At 62.3% G+C, this 25,572-nt stretch carries 21 protein-coding genes; 4 read left to right on the top strand and 17 right to left on the bottom strand.

The features are described from left to right. Positions 1–3: 3 nt before the first annotated feature. From cysW to J5X93_RS01280, 7 genes are all read right to left on the bottom strand, one after another. On the bottom strand, positions 4–876 hold the full coding sequence (gene cysW, locus J5X93_RS01310; RefSeq protein WP_043211515.1) for a sulfate ABC transporter permease subunit CysW: 873 nt from the start codon (positions 874–876) through the stop codon (positions 4–6). Positions 877–889: 13 nt separating this feature from the next. Then, positions 890–1,708: a sulfate ABC transporter permease subunit CysT gene (gene cysT, locus J5X93_RS01305; protein ID WP_043211517.1), complete on the bottom strand. Its 819-nt coding sequence runs from the start codon at positions 1,706–1,708 to the stop codon at positions 890–892. Positions 1,709–1,821: 113 nt separating this feature from the next. Beyond that, a complete protein-coding gene (locus J5X93_RS01300) occupies positions 1,822–2,829 on the bottom strand; it encodes a sulfate ABC transporter substrate-binding protein (protein WP_043211519.1) in 1,008 nt (335 codons plus the stop codon). Between the two features lie 48 nt (positions 2,830–2,877). Further along, positions 2,878–3,060: a sulfur starvation response protein OscA gene (gene oscA / locus J5X93_RS01295; protein ID WP_043211521.1), complete on the bottom strand. Its 183-nt coding sequence runs from the start codon at positions 3,058–3,060 to the stop codon at positions 2,878–2,880. 198 nt (positions 3,061–3,258) lie between these two features. After that, complete coding sequence (locus J5X93_RS01290) at positions 3,259–6,312, bottom strand: efflux RND transporter permease subunit (RefSeq protein WP_043211523.1); 3,054 nt, start codon at positions 6,310–6,312, stop codon at positions 3,259–3,261. Continuing rightward, the gene (locus J5X93_RS01285) at positions 6,309–7,376 is read right to left on the bottom strand and encodes an efflux RND transporter periplasmic adaptor subunit (RefSeq protein ID WP_043211525.1); all 1,068 of its coding nucleotides are present in this window, start codon (positions 7,374–7,376) and stop codon (positions 6,309–6,311) included. Before J5X93_RS01285 ends, J5X93_RS01290 begins: the two co-directional genes overlap by 4 nt. Further along, positions 7,373–8,461: an efflux RND transporter periplasmic adaptor subunit gene (locus tag J5X93_RS01280; RefSeq protein ID WP_043211527.1), complete on the bottom strand. Its 1,089-nt coding sequence runs from the start codon at positions 8,459–8,461 to the stop codon at positions 7,373–7,375. Before J5X93_RS01280 ends, J5X93_RS01285 begins: the two co-directional genes overlap by 4 nt. A gap of 147 nt (positions 8,462–8,608) precedes the next feature. Between J5X93_RS01280 and J5X93_RS01275 the strand changes: the two genes are divergently transcribed. Then, on the top strand, positions 8,609–9,769 hold the full coding sequence (locus J5X93_RS01275) for an AAA family ATPase (RefSeq protein ID WP_102081403.1): 1,161 nt from the start codon (positions 8,609–8,611) through the stop codon (positions 9,767–9,769). 117 nt (positions 9,770–9,886) lie between these two features. On the opposite strand, the gene J5X93_RS01270 is transcribed toward J5X93_RS01275, so the two are convergent. The 7 genes from J5X93_RS01270 to J5X93_RS01240 form a co-directional block, all read right to left on the bottom strand. Beyond that, a complete protein-coding gene (locus J5X93_RS01270; protein WP_043211529.1) occupies positions 9,887–10,780 on the bottom strand; it encodes an ABC transporter permease subunit in 894 nt (297 codons plus the stop codon). Further along, positions 10,777–11,697, bottom strand: a complete 921-nt coding sequence (locus tag J5X93_RS01265) for an ABC transporter permease subunit (RefSeq protein ID WP_043211531.1) — start codon at positions 11,695–11,697, stop codon at positions 10,777–10,779. Before J5X93_RS01265 ends, J5X93_RS01270 begins: the two co-directional genes overlap by 4 nt. Then, positions 11,694–12,836 carry a polyamine ABC transporter ATP-binding protein gene (gene potA, locus J5X93_RS01260; protein ID WP_043211532.1) on the bottom strand — a complete coding sequence of 381 codons (1,143 nt, stop codon included), beginning with the start codon at positions 12,834–12,836 and terminating at the stop codon, positions 11,694–11,696. Before potA ends, J5X93_RS01265 begins: the two co-directional genes overlap by 4 nt. Positions 12,837–12,907: 71 nt before the next feature. Beyond that, complete coding sequence (locus J5X93_RS01255) at positions 12,908–14,002, bottom strand: polyamine ABC transporter substrate-binding protein (RefSeq protein ID WP_284048328.1); 1,095 nt, start codon at positions 14,000–14,002, stop codon at positions 12,908–12,910. Positions 14,003–14,162: 160 nt separating this feature from the next. Beyond that, a complete protein-coding gene (locus J5X93_RS01250) occupies positions 14,163–15,260 on the bottom strand; it encodes a polyamine ABC transporter substrate-binding protein (protein ID WP_250034291.1) in 1,098 nt (365 codons plus the stop codon). A gap of 169 nt (positions 15,261–15,429) precedes the next feature. Further along, positions 15,430–16,791: an aspartate aminotransferase family protein gene (locus J5X93_RS01245; RefSeq protein WP_043211539.1), complete on the bottom strand. Its 1,362-nt coding sequence runs from the start codon at positions 16,789–16,791 to the stop codon at positions 15,430–15,432. 48 nt (positions 16,792–16,839) lie between these two features. Further along, on the bottom strand, positions 16,840–18,198 hold the full coding sequence (locus tag J5X93_RS01240; RefSeq protein WP_043211541.1) for a glutamine synthetase family protein: 1,359 nt from the start codon (positions 18,196–18,198) through the stop codon (positions 16,840–16,842). Positions 18,199–18,865: 667 nt separating this feature from the next. Here J5X93_RS01240 and J5X93_RS01235 point away from each other — a divergent pair. Next, positions 18,866–20,242 (top strand): glutamine synthetase family protein, encoded by a 1,377-nt coding sequence (locus J5X93_RS01235; protein ID WP_043211544.1) that lies wholly within the window; start codon positions 18,866–18,868, stop codon positions 20,240–20,242. A 73-nt stretch (positions 20,243–20,315) separates the two neighbouring features. Here J5X93_RS01235 and argA read toward each other — a convergent pair whose 3' ends face one another. Together argA and argE are read right to left on the bottom strand one after the other, a co-directional pair. After that, positions 20,316–21,614 (bottom strand): amino-acid N-acetyltransferase, encoded by a 1,299-nt coding sequence (gene argA, locus J5X93_RS01230; protein ID WP_043211546.1) that lies wholly within the window; start codon positions 21,612–21,614, stop codon positions 20,316–20,318. A 224-nt stretch (positions 21,615–21,838) separates the two neighbouring features. Beyond that, on the bottom strand, positions 21,839–22,981 hold the full coding sequence (gene argE, locus J5X93_RS01225) for an acetylornithine deacetylase (protein WP_250034289.1): 1,143 nt from the start codon (positions 22,979–22,981) through the stop codon (positions 21,839–21,841). Between the two features lie 122 nt (positions 22,982–23,103). Here argE and J5X93_RS01220 point away from each other — a divergent pair, with 122 nt between their 5' ends. After that, positions 23,104–24,471, top strand: a complete 1,368-nt coding sequence (locus tag J5X93_RS01220) for a CYTH domain-containing protein (protein ID WP_043211550.1) — start codon at positions 23,104–23,106, stop codon at positions 24,469–24,471. A 98-nt stretch (positions 24,472–24,569) separates the two neighbouring features. On the opposite strand, the gene J5X93_RS01215 is transcribed toward J5X93_RS01220, so the two are convergent. Further along, positions 24,570–25,040: an Lrp/AsnC family transcriptional regulator gene (locus J5X93_RS01215; RefSeq protein ID WP_090343465.1), complete on the bottom strand. Its 471-nt coding sequence runs from the start codon at positions 25,038–25,040 to the stop codon at positions 24,570–24,572. Positions 25,041–25,165: 125 nt separating this feature from the next. Here J5X93_RS01215 and J5X93_RS01210 point away from each other — a divergent pair, with 125 nt between their 5' ends. Next, on the top strand, positions 25,166–25,492 hold the full coding sequence (locus tag J5X93_RS01210; protein WP_043211552.1) for an ACT-like domain-containing protein: 327 nt from the start codon (positions 25,166–25,168) through the stop codon (positions 25,490–25,492). Positions 25,493–25,572: the final 80 nt, after the last annotated feature.

Below are 25,572 nucleotides of genomic sequence, written 5' to 3'. Positions count from 1 at the left end.
GAATCATTCCTCCGCGGCGCTGTGGCGCAGGCGGTTAATACGGTTCTCGCTCCACTGCTTGAGCAGCAGGATGAAGAGCGCCAGGATCAGCAGCAGGCTGGCCACGCTGAAGGCCGCGACATGGTTGTACTCGTTGTAGAGGATCTCCACGTGCAGCGGCAAGGTGTTGGTGACGCCACGGATATGCCCGGACACCACCGACACGGCGCCGAACTCACCCATGGCCCGCGCGGTGCACAGCACCACGCCGTAGATCAGGCCCCATTTGATGTTCGGCAGCGTCACGTGCCAGAACATCTGCCAGCCGTTGGCGCCGAGCAGGCGCGCGGCCTCCTCCTCCTGCGTGCCCTGTTCCTGCATCAGCGGGATCAGCTCTCGGGCCACGAAAGGCACAGTCACGAAGATGGTCGCCAGCACGATGCCCGGCAGGGCGAACACGATCTGGATGTCGTGGTCCTGCAGCCAGGGGCCGAACAGCCCCTGGGCACCGAACATCAGCACATAGACCAGACCGGCGATCACCGGCGAAACCGAGAACGGCAGGTCGATCAGGGTCACCAGCAGGCTCTTGCCGCGGAAGGTGTACTTGCTCACGCACCAGGCGGCGCTGACGCCGAACACCAGGTTCAACGGCACCGAGATGATCACCGCGAACAGGGTGAGCTTCAGCGCCGACAGGGCGTCGGGCTCGAAGATGGCTTCGAAGAACGTGCCAAAGCCATTCTTCAGGGCCTGGGACACGACGATGAACAGCGGCAGCAGCAAGAACAGCGCGAACACCAGCCAGGCCAGGGCAATCAGCACACGCCTTGAGGTGGCACTGCCACGGCGGGCGGCGTTGGCGGCGGCCGCTGCGCCAAGGGATGACGAAGACATTACCGGGCCTCCTTCAAGGGGTTTCGATGCGCCGCTGCAACAGGTTGATCAGCAGCAGCAGGATGAAGGAAACCACCAGCATCAGCACGCCAATGGCGGTGGCACCGGTGTAATCGTACTGGTCGAGCTTGACCATGATCAGCAACGGCAAGATCTCGGTCTTCATCGGCATGTTGCCGGCGATGAAGATCACCGAACCATACTCGCCTACGCCCCGGGCGAACGCCAGGGCGAAGCCGGTCAGCCAGGCCGGCAGCAACGCCGGGGCCAACACGTGGCGGAACACCTGCAGCGGCTTGGCACCCAGGCAGGCAGCGGCCTCTTCGACTTCACGCGGAATATCGGCCAGCACCGGCTGCACCGTGCGCACCACGAACGGCAGGGTGACGAAGGTCAGCGCCAGGGTAATGCCCAGTGGGGTGTAGGCGATCTTGAAGCCCAGGTCGGTCGCGAACTGCCCAACCCAGCCGGCCGGCGCATACAAGGCGGTCAAGGCGATACCCGCCACAGCGGTGGGCAAAGCGAACGGCAGGTCGATCATCGCATCGATGATCTTGCGACCGGGAAAGCTGTAGCGCACCAGCACCCAGGCCAGCAGGGTGCCGATCACACCATTGATGAGGGCGGCGAACAGGGCGGTGCCGAAGCTCAGCTTGAGCGCGGCCAGAACCCGCGGAGCGCTGACGATACTCCAGAACTGTTCCCAGGTGAGCTGCGCGGCATGCACGAACATGGCGGCCAGCGGTATGAGCACAATCAGGCTGAGATACACCAAGGTGTAGCCCAGTGTCAGCCCGAAGCCGGGTATGACGGGGGAAATACGACGTGACATAAAGTTCCCTGGTTGAACGCACGAAGCCCGGGCGTGATCCCGGGCTGGTGCAGGCTACTGAAGGGTGTTGCTTTTCGGGGCCTCACCGCGGCCCCGCAAGTTTTCATGGCCGATCACTGTGCCTGATAAATCTGATCGAACACACCACCATCGTTAAAGAACTTGGGCTGTGCAGTTTTCCAGCCACCGAAGTCCTTGTCGATGGTCACCAGCTCCAGTTTCGGGAACTGCTTGCCGAACTCGGCAGCGACCTTTTCGTCACGCGGGCGGTAGAAGTTCTCGGCGGCAATCTTCTGGCCGGCCGGGCTGTACAGGTGCTTGAGGTACTCGGTGGCGATCTCGGTGTTGCCTTTCTTCTCGGCGTTCTTGTCGACCACCGCTACCGGTGGCTCGGCGAGGATCGACAGGGACGGCACGACGATTTCGAACTTGTCGCTGCCGCCGTCTTCCTTCAGGGCCAGGAACGCTTCGTTCTCCCACGCCAGCAGCACATCGCCCTGGCCGTTGTTGACGAAGGTGATGGTCGAGCCACGGGCGCCGGTATCGAGCACCGGCACGTGCTTGAACAGCTCTTGCACGTACGCCTTGGCTTTGTCTTCGCTGCCGCCGGTCTTCAGGCCATAGGCCCAGGCGGCGAGGAAGTTCCAGCGGGCGCCGCCGGAGGTCTTGGGATTGGGGGTGATGACCGAGACGTCCTTCTTGATCAGGTCGCCCCAGTCCTTGATGCCCTTGGGGTTACCCTTGCGCACCAGGAACACGATGGTGGACGTGTAGGGCGTGCTGGCCTCAGGCAGGCGTTTCTGCCAGTCCTGCGGCAGGCTCTTGCCGAGCTTGGCCACTTCATCGATGTCGCCGGCCAGGGCCAGGGTCACCACGTCCGCGCGCAGGCCATCGATCACCGCACGGGCCTGCTTGCCCGAGCCGCCATGGGATTGCTGGATCTTCACCTTGTCGCCGGGATGAGCGGCCTGCCAGTGCTTGATGAACTCGGCGTTGTACTGCTGGTACAGCTCGCGGGTCGGGTCGTAGGACACGTTCAGCAGTTCGTAGTCCTTGGCGATCGCGGAACCGGCAAAAACGGCACTGGCCAGAGCGGCAAGCGCATAACGGCGGATGGACATGGTGAAGCTCCCGATTGGCATTTTTCTAGTTTGTTAGAGGGGGCGGTATCAGCCGGACTTGTTGCCTGGCTGCTGGAGGCGGAATTTTTCCTTGCGCTCGATCTGCACGACCTGGGCGTTGTGCACGGTGATCTCCACCGCACCGAAGCGCAGATCGCGCAGCGCGCTCTGGATTTCACGCAGAATGGTGGTTTCGTCCTGACCGTCGATGCTACGCACAGATGCACTCATGCTCGTTCTCCTTGGGTATGAAGTGCCGGGCAGAGGAAGGTGATTGCGCCTGGCTTGAGGGCAATCTTAGAGACGTGTATTTATTCTGAAAAATACTGTTTAAGAATTTTTATATAACTAAAATTCCGCGCCGATTTCGAAGGTGCCAACGGGTCTGTGGGAGCGGATCTACCCGCTCCCACAGACCCGTTGCGTGCCCTAACGTTGTGTCTGCGGCTCGCGGATCTTGTACCAGGCCACATAGAGCGCCGGCAGGAACAACAGCGTCAGCAGCGTTGCACTGATGATGCCGCCGATCATCGCGTAGGCCATCGGCCCCCAGAACACTTCCCGAGCGATCGGGATCATGCCAAGGCTCGCCGCCGCCGCGGTCAGCAGGATCGGTCGGCGGCGGTGGTTGGTCGCCTCCACGACGGCATCCCAGGGCGAGAACCCTTGCGCCTCGAATTCGTCGATCTGAGTCACCAGGATCACCGAGTTGCGGATGATGATGCCGGCCAGGGCCAGGATACCGAGAATGGCCACGAAGCCCATGGGCGTGCCGGTGGGCACCAGCGCCAGCACCACGCCGATCAGCCCCAGTGGCGCCACGCTGACCACCAGGAACAGCTTCTGCACGCTGTGCAGCTGGATCATCAGGAAGGTCGCCATGAGGAACAGCATCAGCGGAATGACCTTGCGGATCGGCCCTTGGGCTTTGGCGCTTTCTTCCACCGTACCGCCGGTGGCCACTTCATAGCCGACCGGCAGCTTGTCGATGAACTGGTCGATTTCAGGCTTGAGCTGGGCCACCAGGTCGGTGGGCTGGATGTCGCCGTTGACCGAGGCCTTGATGGTGATGGTTGGCTTGCGGTCGCGGCGCCATACCAGGGGCTGTTCCAGCTCGTAGCGCACGGTGGCGAAGGCCAGCAGCGGGATCGAGGTGCCGTTGGGGGTGAGGATCTGCAGGTTCTGCAGAGTATCGGGCGAGCCACGCTCGCTGTCTTCGGCACGGGCGACCACGTTGATCAGGTAGATGTTGTCGTTGACCTGGGTGATCGGCGTGCCGCTGACGATGCTGTTCATCACGTTGGCCACGTCCTCGGACGACAGCCCCAACTGGCGCGCCTTGTCCTGGGCGATCTCCACGCGCAGCACCTTACCGGGCTCGTTCCAGTCGTAGATCATCTCGCCGATGTGCTCGTTGGCGTCGAGCAGGGTGGCAAGCTCGATCGCATGCTTGCGCACCTGGTCGATGTCCTTGCCACTGACCCGGTACTGGATCGGACGTCCCACCGGCGGGCCCATTTCCAGCGACTGGACGTTGGTACCGATGCCCACGAACTCTTCGCGCAGGATCTTCTCCAGGCGCTTCATCATGCCCTGGCGCTCTTCGAAGCCCTTGCTGACGATTACCAGCTGCGCGTAGTAGGGGTTCTGCAATTGCGCATCCAGCGGTAGGTAGAAGCGAATCGCCCCCTGGCCGATGTAGGTGCTCCAGCGCACCAGGTCCGGGTCGTCCTTGATCCTGGCCTCGAACCGGTCGACGACCTTGCGGGTTTCCTCGATCGACGCGTTCTGGGGCAGGTTCAGGTCGACCAGGATCTCGGGGCGGTCGGACGAAGGGAAGAACTGGTTCTGCACGAAGCGCTCGCAGATCAGCGCCAGGACAAACAGCAACACCGTGCCGATGATGGTCAGCCAGCGATGACGCATGCACCACAGCAGGCTGTGCTCGAACGCCCGTCCCACGCGGCCAGGCTCGGCCTCATGGGCCTTGAGCTTGCTGCTGCTCAGGATATGCACGCCCAGCACAGGCGCGAAGAACACCGCCACCACCCACGACACCAGCAACGCCACCGCGATGACGGCGAACAAGGTGTAGGTGTATTCACCCGCAGAGCTGGCGTTGAGCCCGATCGGCACGAAACCGGCCACGGTCACCAGCGTGCCGGTAAGCATGGGGAAGGCTGTGGAGGTGTAGGCGAATGTCGCCGCCTGCTCCTTGCTTTCGCCCATCTCCAGCCGCGTGACCATGACCTCCACCGTGATCATCGCATCATCCACCAGCAGGCCCAGGGCGATGATCAGCGCTCCGAGGGAGATCCGCTGCATGGTGATGCCGCTGTACTCCATGAACACGAACACCATGGCCAGCACCAACGGGATCGAGCACGCCACCACCAGACCTGCGCGCACGCCCAGGCTGACGAAGCTCACCCCCAGCACGATCACCACCGCCTCGAACAGCGCACTGGTGAAGCCGCCCACCGCCTGCTTGACCACCACGGCCTGGTCGGACACGGTGTGCACGCCCACGCCCACCGGCAGGTCGGCGACGACGCTATCCATCTTCTTCTTCAGCGCGGCGCCAAACACTTGGATGTTGCCACCGGCCTTCATGCCGATCGCAAGGCCGATGGCCGTCTGGCCGTTGTAACGGAACATTGGCGAAGGTGGATCGACATAGCCACGTTCGATATCGGCGATATCCGCGAGGCGGAAGAAGCGGTCGTTGATCCGCAGGTTGACGGTCTGCAGGTCCTTTTCCGAGGCGAATTGCCCGGTCGTACGCACTGAGATGCGCTCGGGGCCCGCTTCGATCACGCCCGCCGGGGTGACCGCGTTCTGCGATTGCAAAGCCTGCATCACCTGGCGCTGGTCGATGCCCAGGGCCGCCAGCTTGCGGGTGGAGAAGTTCAGGTAGAGCACTTCGTCCTGGGTGCCGATCAGCTCGATCTTGCCGATGTTGGGCACATCGCGCACTTCGGCCCGCGCCACTTCCACGTAGTCGCGCAGCTGGCGCAAGGTCAGGCCATCGGCTGTAAAGGCATAGATCGAACCGAACACATCGCCGAATTCGTCGTTGAAGGCAGGGCCCTGGATGCCCGAGGGGAACTGGCCGCGGATATCCTGGATCTTCTTGCGCACCTGGTACCAGATTTCCGGGATGTCCTTGGCCTTGGTGGTGTCGCGCAGGTAGACATAGACAGTGGATTCACCAGGGCGGGTATAGCTCTTGGTGTAATCGAGCGAGTCGAGCTCCTCGAGCTTCTTTTCGATGCGGTCGGTGACCTGATACAGCGTCTCGTCCTGGGTCGCCCCTGGCCAGCGGGTCTGGATCACCATGGTCTTGATGGTGAAGGACGGGTCTTCCTCACGTCCTAGGTTGAAATACGAAAAAATCCCCATCAGCAGCCCGACGAACATCAGGTACCAGACGAACGATTGGTGCCTGAGCGCCCACTCGGACAGGTTGAAGCTTCCTTTCATTGCGCGTCCTCATCGAATGCGACCTTCTGGCCCGGCTTGAGGCTGTTCACGCCGGCTGTGACCACCCGCTCGCCTGGCTGAACGCCGGACGTCAGGACGATGCTGTCCTGCGTGCGCTCGATCAGGGCTACGTCACGGATGGCCACGGTCTTCTGTTTCGGGTCGATCACCCACACCTGGGTCTTGCCGTCGCGTTCGAGCAAGGCGCTCAGCGGCAGCTGGCTGCGCGGCGAAACCGCAGAGCTCAACGTCACGCTGATGGCAGTGCCCAGGTGGAAGGCGGCCGGCGTGCTGGCCAGGGTCAGCCGCGCACGACGGGTTCGCGTCGTGGCATCGGCCTGGGGCTCCAGCTCGCGCAAGGTAGCGGTGGTGTTGATGGTGGGGTCCAGTTGCGAGGCGACGGTGAACGTCAGGCCTTTGTTCAGTTGCTCGGCCAGACCGATAGGCAGATCGATCACCGCTTCCTTGACGTCCGGACGGGCCAGCGTGACCACGGCCTGCCCGGCCGTCACCGTCTGCCCGGCCTCGGCCTGCCAGGCGGTGATGACGGCGGCGTGGTCGCTGCGCAGGGTGCTGTAGTCGAGCTGGTCACGGGCCTGACTCACTGCCGAACGGGCTTGTTCCAGTGCAGCGCCTGTGGTCTTGAGGTTGGTCTGGGCGATGTCCAATTGCGCCTGGGCGCCGACGCCTCGATCAAACAGTTGCTGTTGCCGTCGTGCGTCGGCCTGGGCGTTGATCCACTGCGCTTGCACCTTGGCCAGGTCGCCTTCGGCAGCGCGCAGTTGGTTCTGCTGATCGGTCGGATCGAGGGTGGCCAAGGTATCGCCGGGCTTTACCTGGGCGCCGACGTCCAGCCAGCGCCGGGCGATACGCCCGGACACACGAAACCCCAGCGTGCTTTCGAAGCGGGCCTGGATACTGCCCGCAAAGCGCCCCAGCTGCGACTGTACCTGGGGTTCGACGGTCATCGACAGCACCGGCCGGATCGGCTCGGGTGCTTGCTCCTCGCTGGAACAGGCGGCCAGCAGTAGGCTGGCCGGCAACACAAGCAGCACGCGCTTCATGGCGCCCCTCCCCCGTCCTTGGCGTCGACCTTGTGCACCTGCATGTTCGGGTGCAGCAATTGCCCACCACTGACCACGACGGTTTCACCACTTTTCAGGCCGCTGGCGACCACGATCTTGCCGGTCAGGTAACGTGTGACCTCGACCTTGCGCAATTCGACCTTGTCCCCCTCGCCCACCACCCAGACCGCCGGCTCGTGCAACGCTTTGGTCAAGGCCGACCAGGGCAGCTCGACACTCGGCCGCCCCTGGGCATTGGTGGTGGCAGTGACCGGCGCGCCCAGCTGCATACCGGGAGGTACGTTGCGCAGCCCTACCTTGACCTGCACCGTGCCACTCTGCGCGGAGACGGTCGGCGTGATTTCCCGGACAAACCCTTGCGCCTGGATCTTGGGATCGTCCAGCAGACTGACAATGACGCCTGCATCGCTCGGCGGCGCCACCAGCAGGGACTCATACACGTTGAACACCGCATCGCGGTCGCCGTCGCGGGCGAGGCTGAAGATCGGCATGGTCGCCTGCACCACCTGGCCGACTTCGGCCTGACGCTCGGTGATGACCCCGTCGGCCTCTGATACCAGCGCGGTATAACTCAACTGCTCCTGGGCATCGGCCAACTGCGCCTGGGCAGCCTTGAGCGCACTCTGGTCACTGCGCAGCGACGCCTGGGCGGAGTCGTACTCGCTCTGGCTGGTGTAGCCCTTGGGCAGTAGCTTTTGCTGACGCACGAAGGCCGCGCTGGTCTGGGTGACACGCGCCTGGGCGGCGAATACTTCGGCCTTGGCCGAATCGACGTTGTTCTGCAGATCCTTGGGGTCCAGGCGCGCCAACACCTGGTTGGCTTTGACGTGATCGCCTACATCCACGCTACGGGAAATGATCTTGCCGCCGACCCTGAACGACAGGTCGGTCTGCACCCGCGCCTGGACATCGCCGGTCAGGGTCACCCTGGCGGCAAAATCGGTAGGTTTGACCTGGATTACACCCACCCTGGGGAGTTCAGCTTTCGACTCTTCCTTGCTACAGCCCGACAGCATGGACAGCAGCCCCAGGCAAACGACCATCAGCGGACGCGCTAACGTCATGCAGGCTCCTTGCTTGTGCCAATTGGATTGAGGGACGCGAGTGAAAGCGTAGATCAGGCACGGACAACTGGCACTGACTCAGATCCATCAAAACTTCTGCACGCAGAATCGGGGATACTGCCGCTTCACAGGACAAGGAAAAGGCCCATGCTCAACACCCTGGCCATTGCCAACTACCGCTCGATCAACCAGCTGGTCATCCCCCTGGGCCGGTTGAACGTGATCACCGGCGCCAATGGCAGCGGCAAGTCCAACCTCTACAAAGCCCTGCGCCTGCTGGCCGAGACGGCCCGTGGCGGGGTGGTCAACGCCCTGGCCGCCGAGGGCGGTCTGGAGTCGACGTTCTGGGCCGGCCCCGAGACGATCAGCCGGCGCATGCGCCAGGGCGACGTGCCCGTGCAGGGTGGGCCGCGTCAACATGTCAAACGTCTGCGCCTGGGGTTTGCCGACGACGATTTCGGTTACGCCATCAGCCTCGGATTGCCCGAGCCGAGCCGGTCGAAGTTCGCCCTCGACCCGCAGATCAAGCACGAGGCGATCTGGGCTGGCCCGGTGTGCCGCCCTGCCAGTCTGCTGGTTGAGCGTAGCGCGGCCATGGTCAAGGCACGCCAGACGCGCCAGTGGCAGGTGCGCAACCAGCACATGACCGAATTCGACAGCCTGTTCGACCACGTCGGCAGCCTGCAGGATTCGCCGGAAGTCCTGCGCCTGCGCGAACGCATCCGCAGTTGGCGCTTCTACGATCACTTTCGCACCGACGCCGAGGCACCGGCACGCCAGCCACGCCTGGGCACCCGCACCCCCGTGCTGCACCACGATGGCCGCGACCTGGCCGCTGCCTTGCAGACCATCGATGAAATCGGTGACTTCGGCGCCTTGCAGCAGGCCATCGGCGACGCTTTCCCTGGGGCTCATCTGAAAGTCGATGCGCAGCCCGGGGGCTTGTTCAGCCTGCGTTTTCACCAAGCCGGGCTGCTGCGCCCGTTGAGCGCCGCGGAACTGTCCGACGGCACCCTGCGCTATCTGCTGCTGGTGGCCGCCCTGCTGACGCCCAGGCCGCCGAGCATGATGGTGCTCAACGAGCCGGAAACCAGCTTGCACCCGGACCTGCTACCGGCCTTGGCGCGTTTGATCCGCCACGCTGCGCAGCATTGCCAAGTGTGGGTGGTCTCCCATGCTCCGCGCTTGGTGGCGGCGCTGGAAGAAGACGAAGCCTGTCACTCGATCCGCCTGGAAAAAGATCTCGGGCAGACGTTGATGGCTGGGCAGGGGATGCTCGATGAACCGGCCTGGAACTGGCCGGATTGAGCCTGGGGATGCGTCGCAGCCCTCGCGCGGCCCCGATGCGCTCCTGCAGGTATCGCATGCGATACCTGCAGGAGCTCGCGGAGCCTGCGAAGGGCCGCAAAGCGGCCCACGGATGGATCAGACCGACGCGGTAGCTTGAACCGGACGCTTGACCTGCGGCTGCGAAACATTCGCCGCAGCGCCCTCTTCGATGGCTTGCTGGATAGCCTTGCGACGACGCTCTTCGGCCTGGCGGCTGAAGTACCACACCAGGAAGGTCACCAGCGATACCGACAGCAGGATCAAGCTGGCCACGGCGTTGATTTCCGGCTTCACGCCAAGGCGCACAGCGGAGAACACTTCCATCGGCAAGGTGGTCGAACCTGGACCGGACACGAAACTGGCCAGTACCAGGTCATCCAGCGACAGGGCGAAGGACATCATGCCGCCCGCCGCCAGCGATGGCGCGATCATCGGGATGGTGATCAGGAAGAACACCTTCCACGGCTTGGCACCCAGGTCCATGGCAGCCTCTTCGATGGACAGGTCCAGCTCACGCAGGCGCGCCGACACCACCACCGCCACATAGGCTGCGCAGAAAGTGGTGTGAGCGATCCAGATGGTGACGATGCCACGCTCCTGCGGCCAGCCGATCATCTGCGCCATGGCCACGAACAGCAGCAGCAGCGACAGACCGGTGATCACCTCAGGCATCACCAGAGGCGCTGTTACCAGGCCACCGAACAGGGTACGGCCCTTGAAACGGGTCACCCGGGTCAGCACGAAGGCGGCCAGGGTACCCAACGCCACGGCGGCGATCGCCGTGTAGCAGGCGATCTCCAGCGAGCGCATCACCGAGCCCATCAACTGACTGTTGTCCAGCAGGCCGACGTACCACTTCACCGACCAGCCGCCCCAGACCGTCACAAGCTTGGAGGCGTTGAACGAGTAGATCACCAGGATCAGCATCGGCAGGTAGATGAACAGCAAGCCGAGCACCAGCATCAGCTTGGAGAAACCGAAGCGCTTCATGCTCTGCCCTCCATTTCTTTGGCCTGGCTGCGGTTGAACAGCAGGATGGGCACGATCAGGATCGCCAGCATCACCACCGCCAGGGCGGATGCCACCGGCCAGTCACGGTTGTTGAAGAACTCCTGCCACAGCACCTTGCCGATCATCAGGGTTTCCGGGCCGCCGAGCAGTTCAGGAATCACGAACTCGCCCACCACCGGGATGAACACCAGCATGCAGCCGGCGATGATGCCGTTCTTCGACAGCGGCACAGTGATCTTCCAGAAGCTGTTGAAGGTGCTCGAACCCAGGTCGCTTGCGGCCTCGAGCAGGCTCGGGTCGTGCTTGACCAGGTTCGCGTACAACGGAAGGATCATGAACGGCAGGTACGAATAGACCACGCCGATGTACACCGCCAGGTTGGTGTTGAGGATCTGCAGCGGCTGGTCGATCAAGCCGATCCACAGCAGGAAGCTGTTGAGCAGGCCGTTATTGCTGAGGATGCCCATCCAGGCATAGACGCGGATCAGGATCGCGGTCCAGGTCGGCATCATGATCAGCAGCAGCAGGACCGTCTGGGTTTCCTTGCGGGCATTGGCGATGGCGTAGGCCATCGGGTAGCCGATCAGCAGGCACAGAAGGGTGCTGAAGAAGGCCATCTTCAGCGAGCCCAGATAGGCCGAGATGTACAGTTCATCCTCGGTCAACAGGCCGTAGTTGGCCAGGTTGAGCACCAGTTGGATCTTGTCCTCGACGTAGCTGTAGATCTCCGTGTAGGGCGGGATCGCCACGTCGGCTTCAGCGAAGCTGATCTTCAGGACGATGAAGAACGGCAGCATGAAGAACAGGAACAGCCAGATGAACGGCACGCCGATCACCAGATGGCGGCCCTCCGGGGTCACTTTGTTGAGTGCTCGCTTGAGCTTGCGAATGTTCATGAGCGCAATACCACGCCGCTATCGTCTTCCCACCAGACGTACACTTCATCGCCCCAGGTCGGGCGGGTGCCCTGGCGCTCGGCGTTGGCGACGAAGGACTGGACCACTTTCCCGCTCGGCAGCTCCACGTAGAACACCGAATGACCACCCAGGTAGGCGATGTCATGGACCTTGCCACGCGACCAGTTGTACTGGCAGGTCGGCTGCTCGGAGGTCACCAGGAGTTTTTCCGGACGCAGCGCATAAGTGATGTGCTTGTCTTCGACCGAGGTGGTGACACCGTGGCCCACGTAGATATTGCGTTCGAGCTCAGGGCTTGCGATCAGCGCATGGCCTTCGGCGTCGTCGACCACTTCACCCTCGAACAGGTTGACGTTACCGATGAACTCGCAGACCAGGCGGCTGGTCGGGGTCTCGTACACATCCACCGGGCTGCCGATCTGGGCGATCCAGCCCAGGTGCATGATGGCGATGCGTTGGGCCATGGTCATGGCCTCTTCCTGGTCGTGGGTCACCATCACGCAGGTCACGCCGACCCGCTCGATGATTTCGACCAGCTCCAGTTGCATTTGCGAGCGCAGTTTCTTGTCCAGGGCGCCCATCGGTTCGTCCAGCAGCAGCAGCTTGGGGCGTTTGGCCAAGGAGCGGGCCAGGGCCACACGCTGACGTTGGCCACCGGAAAGCTGGTGCGGCTTGCGCTTGGCGTACTGAGTCATGTGCACCAGCTTGAGCATCTCGGCCACGCGGGCGTCGATCTCGGCCTTGGGCATCTTGTCCTGCTGCAGGCCGAAGGCGATGTTCTGCGCCACGGTCATGTGCGGGAACAGCGCGTAGGACTGGAACATCATGTTGATCGGCCGCTCGTAGGGCGGCATGTCGGTGATGTCGACGCCATCGAGGAAGATCCGCCCTTCGGTCGGACGCTCGAAGCCGGCAAGCATACGCAGCAAGGTGGACTTGCCGGAGCCGGAGCCACCCAGCAGGGCGAAGATCTCACCCTTGCGGATTTCCAGGGACACATCGTCCACGGCTACCGTTTCGTCGAACTTTTTTGTGACCCGGTCGATTTTGACCAGCACCTGCTTGGGTTGCTGGCCACCCTCGAGGGCTTTTTTATAGGCACCGGAGGCAACTGCCATGAGTGAAACTCCCAACAAGATTTTTATGCCCACACGGCCTGTTTTGGCAGGAACGTAGAGGGTCTGGATGATTACTTGCCCGACTTGACCTTGGTCCAGCTACGGGTCATCAGACGTTGCACCTTCGGTGGCAACTCAGCATTGACGAACATCTTGTCCAGCACTTCCTGCGGAGGGTAGACCGCAGCGTCAGTCCTCACGGCCTGATCCATCAGGTCGCCAGCCCTGGGGTTCGGGTTGGCGTAACCGACATAATCGCTGACCTGAGCGATGACCTCAGGTTTCAGCAGATAGTTGATGAAGGCATGGGCCTCCTTGACGTTGCTGGCGTCCTTGGGAATCGCCAGCACATCGAACCAGAGGTTGCCGCCTTCTTTTGGAATGGCGTAGGCCAGTTTCACGCCCTTGCCGGCCTCTTCGGCGCGGGCCTTGGCCTGGAACACATCACCGGAGAATCCGGCGGCGACGCAGATATCGCCATTGGCCAGGTCAGTGACGTATTTCGAGGAATGGAAGTAGGTCACGTAGGGACGCACGGCCAGGAGTTTCTTTTCGGCCGCCTGGTAGTCCTTGGGATTGCTGCTGTTAGGGTCCAGGCCCATGTAGTTGAGCACGGCCGGCAGCATTTCGTCGGCCGAGTCCAGGAACGCCACGCCGCACTGGGAGAGCTTCTTCATGTTCTCGGGCTCGAAGAGCACGGCCCAGGAGTCGATCTTGTCGGTGCCCAGCACCGCCTTGACCTTCTCGACGTTGTAACCGATGCCGTTGGTGCCCCACAGATACGGCACGGCGTACTGGTTGCCCGGGTCATTGCGCTCGAGGCGCTTCATCAGAGCCGGGTCCAGGTTGGAATAATTCGGCAGCAGGCTGCGGTCGAGCTTCTGGAAGGCGCCCGCCTTGATCTGCTTGCCCAGGAAATGGTTGGACGGCACGACCACGTCATAGCCGGTGCGACCGGCGAGCAGCTTGCCTTCCAGGGTTTCGTTTGAATCGAAGACGTCGTACTTGGCCTCGATGCCGGTTGCCTTCTGGAAATCGGCGAGGGTCGTCGGGCCAATGTAGTCCGACCAGTTGTAGATATGCACCGTGGGCGCTGCTTGGACGCCGAATGCCAGCGTCAGACCCGCTCCAGCCATCATGGCCTTGCGAAATACGGAAATAGACAAGTGGATGGTCCTCACAATCAGTGCCTCTGGGTGACGGCGACGCTGCCGTACACGCAAAACCGGCGCGCAACTTACCTTTGCTGCATCGATGCCGCAAACAAAATTGCCTTACACGCCTTCCGGGCCGGGAAACCCCGGCCCAGAGGGCTTCGAGACGGGCTTACTTGCCCGACTTGATCTTGGTCCAGCTGCGAGTGATCTCACGCTGTGCCTTGGCACCCGGGTCGGCGATCGCGTACAGCTTTTTCTTCACGTCAGCTGGCGGGTAGATGCTCGGATCGCTGGTGATTTCCTTGTCTACCAGTGCAGTCGCAGCTTTGTTGCCGTTCGGGAAGCGCACGGCATTGGTGATGCCAGCCATGACTTCCGGTTGCATCAGGAAGTCCATGAACTTGTAGGCGGCTTCGACGTTTTCGGCATCCTTCGGAATGGCGACCATGTCGTAGAAGGTACCGGCGCCTTCCTTCGGAATGACGTAGCTCAGCTTGATCTTGTCGCCGGCTTCGTGGGCACGGGCCTTGGATTGCTCCAGGTCGCCCGAGTAGCCGACTGCCACGCAGATGTTGCCGTTGGCCAGGTCAGAGATGTACTTGGAGGAGTGGAAGTAGGTGATCGAAGGACGAATGCTCAGGAACAGCTCTTCGGCGGCCTTCAGGTCTTTCTTGTCGGTGCTGTTGGACGGTTTGCCCAGGTAGTGCAAGGCCGCCGGGATCATTTCGGTCGGTGCATCCAGGAAGCTCACGCCGCAGCTCTTGAGCTTGGCGATGTTCTCAGGCTTGAACACGGCGTCCCAAGAATCGATCTTGTCCACGCCCAGCGCGGCCTTGACCTTCTCCGGGTTGTAGCCGATGCCGATCGAGCCCCACATGTACGGGAAGGCATGCTTGTTGCCCGGGTCGCTGGCATCGCCCACGGCCTTGAGCAGGTCTTCGTCCAGGTTCTTCCAGTTCGGCAGCTTCGAGCGGTCGAGCTCCTGGTAGACACCTGCCTTGATCTGCTTGGCCAGGAAGTTGTTCGACGGCACGACCACGTCGTAGCCGGATTTGCCGGCCAGCAGCTTGGCTTCCAGGGTCTCGTTGCTGTCGAAAACGTCGTAGACGACCTTGATGCCGGTCTGCTTCTCGAAGTTGGCGATGGTGTCCGGTGCAATGTAGTCGGACCAGTTGTAGACGTGCAGCGTTTTGTCGTCAGCCTGAACAGCGGTAGCCATGGCACCCATCAGGGCCGCGGCCAGCAACGTCTTGCCCATTTTCTTCATGCGTAATGCTCCAGAATTTATTATCAAGCCATCTGTTCAGCAGCCAAGATCCCACGGTACAGCGCTGGGCGACTGAAACAGCCGCTAGTCTGGCAAGTTACAAGGCGCTGTTTCAAGGAAAGCAGGGCCCTGTAACCGCTTAATGTCGCTTTGCCAGCCTAGCAGACCGTCACTTGATCGCTTCGTACGTCAAGTCCAGGCACTTGCGCGCCTTTTCAATCAACTCATCGATCTCTGCGTGGCTGATCACCAAGGGCGGCGCGATGATCATGGTGTCGCCCACCGCACGCATCACCAGCCCGTTCTCGAAGCAGTGCGTACGGCAGATCATGCCGACGCCCTTGCCCTCGTGACGGGTGCGGGTCGCCTTGTCCTTGACCAGCTCGATCGCACCGAGCAGGCCCAGGCCGCGTACCTCGCCCACCAGTGGGTGGTCTTGCAGTTCACGCAAACGCTTTTGCAAATAAGGTGCCGTTTCGGTCCTGGCGCGCTCGACGATCTTCTCATCGCGCAGGATGCGCAGGTTTTCCAGGCCCACGGCAGCGGCCACCGGGTGGCCTGAGTAGGTAAAGCCGTGGTTGAAGTCGCCGCCTTCGCTGAGAACCTGGGCCACGGTGTCACGCACAATCACACCGCCCATGGGGATGTAACCGGAGGTCAGGCCCTTGGCGATGGTCATCAGGTCGGGTTCCAGACCGTAGTAGTCCGAGCCGAACCACTCGCCGGTACGGCCGAAGCCGCAGATCACTTCGTCGGCGACGAACAGAATGTCGTACTTGGCGAGGATCTCCTTGATCTTCGGCCAGTAGGTGTCCGGTGGAATGATTACCCCGCCCGCCCCCTGGATCGGCTCGGCGATGAACGCCGCGACGTTGTCTTCGCCCACTTCCAGGATTTTCTTTTCCAGTTGCTCGGCAGCCCATACCCCGAACGCATCAGGGGTCATGTCGCCGCCCTCACCGAACCAGTACGGCTGTGGAATGTGCACGATGCCCGGGATCGGCAGGCCGCCCTGCTCGTGCATGCCGCTCATGCCGCCGAGGCTTGCGCCAGCGACGGTGGAGCCGTGATAGCCGTTGATGCGGCCGATGATGGTCTGCTTGCCAGGCTTGCCCTTGAGCGCCCAGTAGTGGCGAACCATACGCAGCACGGTGTCGTTGCCTTCGGAGCCGGAACCGGTGAAGAACACATGGGTCATGCCCTTGGGCGCCACATCGGTGATCGCCTTGGCCAGTTCCAGGGCTGGCGGGTGAGCGGTCTGGAAGAACAGGTTGTAGTACGGCAGCTCTCGCATCTGTTTTTCCGCCGCCTGCACCAGTTCTTCACGGCCATAGCCGACGGCCACACACCACAGGCCGGCCATGCCGTCGAGGATCTTGTGACCCTCGCTGTCCCACAAATGCACGCCCTGGGCCTTGGTGATGATGCGCGGTCCTTTTTCCTTCAACTGCTTGTAGTCGCTGAAAGGCGCCAGGTGGTGCTCACCGCTCAAGGTTTGCCATTCACGGGTTTGCGGGTTGTTGACGCTCATGTGCTTCTCCGTTATCCGACAGCCGCGCTGAAGCGGCCCCAAGTTTGATCAGACGGCAAACAGCAGGAACTCTCGCTCCCAGGAGCTGATTACCCGTTTGAAGTTCTCGTGCTCGGCCCGCTTGGTGGCCACATAGCCGCTGATGAATTTCTTGCCCAGGTACTGTTCCAGCGCGCGGCAGTTTTCCATGCGCTCCAAGGCATCTTCGATGGTCAGCGGCAGGCGCAGATTGCGCCGCTCGTAGCCACGGCCCTGGACCGGCGCGCTGGCGCCGATGCCCTCGACCATACCGATGTAGCCGCACAGCAAGCTCGCGGCAATGGCCAGGTAAGGGTTGGCGTCGGCGCCTGGCAGACGGTTTTCCACGCGGCGGTTCTGCGGCCCGGCATCAGGCACACGCAGGCCAACGGTGCGGTTCTCCTCGCCCCATTCGACGTTCACCGGTGCCGAGGTGTCCGGCAGGAATCGGCGGAACGAGTTGACGTTGGGGGCGAACAGCGGCAGCGCTTCAGGGATGAACTTTTGCAGGCCGCCGATGTGGTTGAGGAACAGCTCGCTCATGCTGCCGTCCTCGTTGGAGAAAATGTTCTTGCCGGTGGCCACGTCCACCACGCTCTGGTGCAGGTGCATGGCGCTGCCAGGCTCGCCGGTCATGGGCTTGGCCATGAAGGTCGCGGCCACGTTGTGCTTGAGCGCCGCCTCGCGCATGGTGCGCTTGAACACCAGGATCTGGTCGGCCAGGTGCAGGGCGTTGCCGTGACGGAAGTTGATCTCCATCTGCGCCGTGCCGTCTTCGTGGATGAGTGTGTCGAGGTCCAGTTGCTGCAGTTCGCACCAGTCATAGACGTCCTCGAACAACGGGTCGAACTCGTTGGCAGCCTCGATGGAGAACGACTGGCGACCGGTCTCCGGACGGCCGGAGCGACCCACTGGCGGTTGCAGCGGGAAGTCCGGATCCTCGCTGCGCTTGGTCAGGTAGAACTCCATCTCAGGCGCCACGATCGGCTGCCAGCCTTTGTCGGCGTACAGCTTCAGGACTTTCTTGAGCACGTTGCGCGGCGACAGCTCGACCGGGTTGCCCTTCTTGTCGTAGGTGTCGTGGATGACCTGGGCGGTCGGCTCGATGGCCCATGGCACGAGGAACACAGCGCTCTCGTCTGGGCGGCAGATCATGTCGATGTCGGCCGGGTCCAGCAGTTGGTAATAGATGTCGTCGTCGACGTAGTCGCCGGTCACGGTCTGCAGCAGGACGCTTTCGGGCAGGCGCATGCCCTTTTCGGCGATGAACTTGTTGGTCGGCGAAATCTTGCCGCGGGTGATGCCGGTCAGGTCGCTGATCAGGCATTCCACTTCGGTGATCTTGTGCTCTTTCAACCAATCGGTGAGCTGGTCGAGGTTGGTACTCATAAATACCTCAGGAGGTAATGTGGCCCGGCTGACGATAGTCGGGCGCCGCTGACGCCTGGCGTCGATCAAGACGGACGCTGCCTGGCCGCAAATGCCATGGCAGACCCGCGCCTTGATTCTGGATGCAGTGCTTGGCTAAAGCAAAAACCCACGCGCAAGACGACAGCAGATACACTCGAAACAAGCGTGTCCGCGATACAAACAAAGGGCAGAGAAGCGAAAGGACGTGCAGGAAACTGCTACGAACGGAGGATGGACCTGACCAGCCGTCAATTATTGCGAGCAGAGCGCGCGCGCAGGACTCGATGCGTGCGCAGCCTTCGCGGCGAATGCTGGGAACACCTGTGTGCGCGGCGCAGGCAGCGCTTTCAGGTCTCGGCAGGCGGACCATGTGACCCTCGTATTATTGTGTTCTGGGTTGAGGCCGAGCTTAGCCTTGTTCATTTTTTTACACAACCACTCCGTAAAAAATAAACCACGCTCAGCCTGCGATAGCCCTTTGGGGCCAAAATAGCGGATAATGAGTTGCCCCCAGATGCAGCATTTCTGCCGTTGCTGTGCCATTTCGGGGCATCATGGGGTTGGCTTGACTTCGCTAGGTCTTTCGGATTGACTGGGCTTGCAAGCCCCCCTTGATTGATATTTTTAACAACAAAGGTGTTGCATCATGTCGGTACCCCCGCGTGCCGTTCAGCTTAACGAAGCGAACGCGTTCCTTAAGGAACATCCTGAGGTTCTCTACGTTGACCTTCTGATTGCAGATATGAATGGTGTGGTGCGCGGCAAGCGCATAGAGCGCACCAGCCTCCACAAGGTTTACGAGAAAGGCATCAACCTGCCCGCCTCCCTCTTCGCCCTGGATATCAACGGTTCCACCGTCGAAAGCACCGGCCTTGGCCTGGACATCGGCGATGCCGACCGCATCTGCTACCCGATCCCCGGCACCCTCTCCAACGAACCCTGGCAGAAGCGCCCCACCGCTCAACTGCTGATGACCATGCACGAACTGGAAGGCGAGCCGTTCTTCGCCGACCCGCGCGAGGTCCTGCGCCAAGTGGTGAACAAGTTCACCGAGATGGGCCTGACGATCTGCGCAGCTTTCGAGCTCGAGTTCTACCTGATCGACCAGGAAAACGTGAACGGCCGTCCCCAGCCGCCGCGTTCGCCAATCTCGGGCAAGCGTCCGCAATCGACCCAGGTGTATCTGATCGACGACCTGGACGAGTATGCCGATTGCCTGCAGGACATCCTCGAAGGCGCCAAGGAGCAAGGCATTCCGGCCGACGCCATCGTCAAGGAAAGCGCCCCGGCCCAGTTCGAAGTCAACCTGCATCACGTCCCCGACCCGCTCAAGGCCTGTGACTACGCCGTACTGCTCAAACGCCTTATCAAGAACATCGCCTACGACCATGAGATGGACACCACCTTCATGGCCAAGCCCTACCCGGGCCAGGCGGGCAATGGCCTGCATGTACACATCTCCGTGCTGGACAAAGATGGCAACAACATCTTCACCAGCGAGGATCCCGAGCAGAACGCCGCGCTACGTCACGCTGTCGGCGGTGTGCTCGAGACCCTGCCCGCGTCCATGGCGTTCCTGTGCCCGAACGTCAACTCGTACCGTCGCTTCGGTGCACAGTTCTATGTGCCGAATGCGCCGAGCTGGGGCCTGGACAACCGTACCGTAGCCCTGCGCGTGCCAACCGGTTCGCCGGATGCCGTGCGCATCGAGCACCGCGTGGCCGGTGCCGACGCCAACCCGTACCTGATGATGGCCGCCGTATTGGCCGGTGTGCACCATGGCCTGACCAACAAGGTCGAGCCGGGTGAGCCGATCGAAGGCAACTCGTACGAACAGCTGGAGCAGAGCCTGCCGAACAACCTGCGCGATGCCCTGCGCGAGCTGGACGACAGCGAAATCCTGAACAAGTACATCGATCCGAAGTACATCGACATCTTCGTCGCGTGCAAGGAGAGCGAGCTGGAGGAGTTCGAGCACTCGATCTCCGACCTCGAGTACAACTGGTACCTGCATACCGTGTAAACGAAAACGCCGCCCCAAGGGGCGGCGTTTTTCATTCCGGGACCGTGTCGCCCGCGAAGAGATCAGCACAGTCTCAAAGCGGCTTCTCGAAAATCTTCGAATTGCGCTGGTAGTTGTACAGCGATGCCCGCGCCGCCGGCAGCCGCTCCACCCCACTGGGCGCGAAGCCGCGTTCACGGAACCAATGCGCGGTACGGGTGGTGAGCACGAACAAGGTGCTAAGGCCCTGCTGCCGCGCCCGGCTCTCGATCCGCTCCAGCAACTCGTCGCCACGTCCGCCATGGCGATACTCAGGGTTCACCGCCAGGCACGCCAGCTCTCCTGCGTCGGAATCGGCGATCGGATACAGCGCCGCGCAGGCGATGATCATGCCCTCGCGCTCGACGACGCTGAACTGCTCGATCTCTCGCTCCAACACTTCACGCGAGCGCCGCACCAGGATCCCCTGCTCCTCCAGCGGACTGATCAGCTCCAGCAAACCGCCCACATCGTCGATGGTCGCCTCACGCACCACTTCGAACTGCTCCTGGGACACCAGCGTGCCCCCGCCGCCACGCGTGAACAGCTCGGTCAGCAGCGCGCCGTCCTCGGCATAGCTGACGATGTGACTGCGCGCCACACCGCCCTTGCAGGCTTCGGCGGCGGCATCGAGCAGTTCGCCCTGATAGTCGCTGCCCAAGCGTTGCAGATGCGCGGGTACCTGTTGTGGACGCAGCTCACGCACCAGCTTGCCCTGCTCGTCCAGCAAGCCGGGTTCGGCACCGAACAGCAGCAGTTTGTCGGCGCCAAGCTCGATGGCGGCGCGGGTCGCCACGTCTTCGCAGGCCAGATTGAAGATCTCGCCGGTAGGCGAATAGCCCAAGGGCGACAGCAACACGATGGAGCGCTCGTCGAGCAGGCGGTTGATGCCCTTGCGGTCGATCCGCCGCACCTCGCCGGTGTGGTGATAGTCGACCCCTTCGAGCACCCCGATCGGCCGGGCGGTGACCAGATTGCCCGACGCCACCCGCAGCCGCGAGCCTTGCATCGGCGAGGCGGCGATGTCCATCGACAGGCGCGCCTCGATGGCCAGGCGCAGGGCGCCGACGGCATCGATCACGCAGTCCAGGGTCGCCGCGTCGGTGACACGCATGCCGCGATGATAATGAGGTGTCAGGCCGCGATCGGCCAGGCGGCTCTCGATTTGCGGACGCGAGCCATGGACCAGCACCAGCCGCACGCCGAGGCTATGCAGCAGCACCAGGTCGTGGACGATGTTGCCGAAATTGGGGTGTTCCACGCCATCGCCTGGGAGCATGACCACGAAGGTGCAGTCGCGATGAGCGTTGATGTAGGGAGAAGCATGGCGCAGCCAGTTGACGTAATCGGGCATGACAAGGCCTGTGGATAAGTGAACGGAGAACGGCGAACAAACGGCGGCGTTCAAAATCATCGTCGGAACAGGCTTGCGGTCACGCGCGGTCTCCTCTAGGCAGGGACGAATCAGGTCAATGGACGTTTAGGCGCTGTACGAAATGTATCCGCTCTGGCCCATGCTGCGTTGGAACAGGGCTCCAATGCGCGTGTACGCGCGGGCGAAGACATTTCATACAGACCCTAGCTCAGGCAATAGTGCCGGATCAGATCACGCAATAGACGCACGGTAGGCTCGATACGTGACATTTCAAGGTATTCGCCCGGCTGGTGGGCACAGGCAATGTCGCCCGGGCCCAGCACGATGGTCTGGCAGCCCAGTTGTTGAAGATAAGGCGCTTCGGTGCCAAAGGCCACTGCCTCGGCGCGATGGCCGGTCAGACGTTCGGCCAATTGCACCAGTTCGGCGTCGGCGGTCTGCTCGAACGGTGGGACTTCCGGAAACAACGGCGCATAGTCGATGCGCACTTCGTGGCGTTCGGCCACCGGCACGAGTTTTTCCCGGATCGCCGCGCGCAGCTGTTCGACATCCATGCCAGGCAGCGGACGCAGGTCGAACTCCAGGGCGCATTGGCCGCAGATGCGATTAGGGTTGTCGCCGCCGTGGATGCAACCAAAGTTCATCGTCGGGGTCGGCACGCTGAACTGCGGGTTGCGGTAGGCCTGCTGCCATTGCTGGCGAAGGCCCATCAGCTCGCCCATCACCGCATGCATCGCCTCAAGGGCACTGTGCCCAAGGCTTGGGTCAGAGGAATGCCCGCTGCGTCCCAGGATGTCGATACGGTCCATGAGGATGCCCTTGTGCATGCGAATCGGCCGCAAGCCCGTGGGCTCACCGATCACTGCCGCGCGGCCTAGGGGCTGACCGGCCTCAGCCAGGGCGCGGGCGCCGGACATCGAGCTCTCCTCGTCGCAGGTCGCAAGAATCAGCAGCGGTTGCTTGAAATCGTGTTCCAACAGCGGCAACACGGCCTCGATGACCAGCGCAAAGAAGCCTTTCATGTCGCAACTGCCCAAGCCCACCCAGCGGCCATCGACCTCGGTCAGCTTGAGCGGATCGCTGGCCCACAGTTGTGGATCATAGGGCACGGTGTCGCTGTGTCCGGCCAACACCAGGCCGCCGGGGCCCGTGCCACGGCTGGCCAGCAGATTGAACTTGCCAGGCGTTACCTGGCGGATCTCGCAGACAAAGCCAAGATCGCCAAGCCAGCCGGCCAGCAAGTCGATGACCTGACGGTTGGACTGGTCCAGCGCAGCCTGGGTGCAACTGACCGACGGTGCGGCGATCAGGGCGGCGAACTGGTCTTTCAGCGACGGCAGGGGCATAAGCGCTCTCCTCGGGCTCGAGGCCCATCATAGCAATGCATCCCGTCCCCGGAACAACCCAACAGCCGGGAGCCGACTCCTGTAGACTGCACGACAACGATGCCCCCTCCTTCGAGTCTGCGATGCACAAAGAAACCGAACTCAAGCTCCGCGCCAGCCGCGAGACCCTTGCCGCCCTGCGCGAGCACCCCCTGCTGAAGAAGCGCAACAAGTCCGGCTGGCAGACCCGCGAACTGCTCAACCAGTACTTCGACACCCCAGACCGCGACCTCGCGGCTGCCCGCGTTGCCCTGCGCCTGCGTCGGGACGGCGAGGTCATCATCCAGACCCTCAAGTGCCGCGGCCAGAGCGTGGCCGGGCTGTCCGAGCGCAACGAACACGAATGGCACCTGGACAAGGTCAAGCTGGACCTCAAGAAGCTCGACGACACCTGCTGGCCAGAGCAGCTAGCGGGGCTGGACAAAAAGACCATCAAGCCGCTGTTCACCACCGACTTCACCCGCGAATTCGCCGAGATCGCCTGGGGTCGTGGCAAAGCCAAGGTGGTGATCGAAGCCGCCCTTGACCAAGGCTTCGTCATCGCTGGCAAGCGCAAGGAAGAAATCTGCGAGCTGGAGCTTGAGCTGCGCGAAGGTGCCCCTGAAGCGCTGCTGGAACTGGCCGCCGAACTGGCCGCCAGTCTGCCGCTGATGCCCTGCGACATCAGCAAAGCCGAGCGCGGCTACCGCCTGCTCGAGCCCGAAAGCTATGAGCTGAGTTTGCCGAACACCGAACTTGAAGCCGAAACCTCGGTGGACGACGCCTTCGCGGCGCTGGCCTGGCAGTTGCTCGGCAGTAGCCAGCGCCTGGCCGAGCAGTACCGTCACAGCGGCCATTGGCGCCTGCTGCAGGACTGGGTGCAGTGCCTGGCCGAGCTGCGTGCCCTGGTCAGCACTCTGGGCCAGGCCGCCCCCCGCGCGACCACACGTGACCTACGTCTGCGCCTGGACGCCCTGCTGGAAGACTGGCGTCCGTTGGTACAGGCCGGCAACGACGACGAAGACGTCCGCCGCGCCGCCCCCGAGCAGTTCGCCGACGAGCTCGAAGACACTCGCTGGGGTCAGTTCTCCCTGGAAACCTCGCGCTGGCTGCTGGCCCGTACCTGGACCGTCGAGCGCGCCGGCCGGGGCGAGCGCCAGGGCAAGGCGCACCTGGCCAGCTGGCTGGCGCACCTGCTGGGCGAGGAAGGCCGTTCGCTGAAGTTGCCGCTGTATGCCCAGCGTCCAGAAGACCTTGCCGAGCAACTGCCGCGCATCGAGCAATTGCTGGCCTGGCTGCACCACGCGCGTCACGTCCTCGAGGCGCCGCAGATGGACCGGCTGTATGGCGACCTGAAGAAGCTACATGAGCTGGCGGAACTGCCGATCAGCGATGAACTGCTGGAGGCGCGGATCGAGCAGGCCCGCGTCATCGATCAGAGCAGGGGCTGGAAGCATTTGCTCAAAGTTTGATACCGGCTCGCTACTTCACGGGTGGACCCGTTCCTACAGATACGGCGCAGATCCTGGTTTTGCGCAGCCCTGTGAGCGCGGGTTCCCCTGTGAACGCTTCACCTCGATAACGGCAGGCTGGTGGTGGATTTGATTTCGGACAGGGCCACGATCGAATTGACTTCCTGGATCCCTGGCACGTTGGACAATTTCTCGAAGAAGAACCGTTCGTAGGCTTCGATGTCCGGCGTGACGATGCGCAGCAGGAAATCAACCGATCCCATCAGCACATAACACTCCAGCACCTGCGGAAAACCCCGGATCGCCTCGGTGAACTCGGTGAAGTTAGAACGCCCATGGGCATTGAGCTTAACCTCGGCAAAGATCTGCGTATTGAGGCCAACCTTCTTGCGGTCGAGCAAGGTCACCTGGCCACGAATGATTCCCTCGTCCTTCAAGCGCTGTATGCGCCGCCAGCACGGCGATTGCGAAAGGCCGATGCGCTCGGCGATCTGCGCGCTGGACAGCGAAGCATCCTCTTGTAACAGCTCCAGGATGCGGCGATCGTAAGCGTCAAGGTCGCTTTGCATGAATAATTCTCCATTTCGCACAGATTCGAATAGAAATAGCTGACAAGGGGCGATTGGCTGGAATCATAGCGAAAAAATACCCCCCTCGACCTGCCAGACTTTCTCCCTCGACGATGGAGATCGGCATGAACGCACTCGAACGCCCCGACACCCCGCAACGCACCGACACCTGGGCCGCCAGCGCCGCTCACTGCACCGCACGCTATCGCCTGCAGGCCGAGGCCGAGCCGGACAGCCTGTGCCGGGTGCTCAATCTGTTCGCGTTGCAGTTTCTGACTCCGCACAGCGTCCATGTGCAACAGCAGGACGATCTGCTGGATATCGAAGTGGGTGTGGACGGACTTAGCTGGCATCGGGCCGAAGTCATTGCACAGAAATTGCGCAACCTGGTGTGTGTCGGTGAAGTGCGCCTTGAGAACATGCCGCGGATGGCCGAGGTGGCTGCGAGCTGAGGACTGCGAGACGGGGGTGGCCTCGTTCGGCTTCTCTGAGCAAGATCCAGACACTTTTTGCCCCGACTCCTTCACCTGAG

Source organism: Pseudomonas sp. BYT-1 (genome assembly GCF_023611805.1).
In the GTDB taxonomy this organism is placed as follows: domain Bacteria; phylum Pseudomonadota; class Gammaproteobacteria; order Pseudomonadales; family Pseudomonadaceae; genus Aquipseudomonas; species Aquipseudomonas guariconensis.
This window is presented reverse-complemented; position numbering and strand designations above follow the sequence as displayed.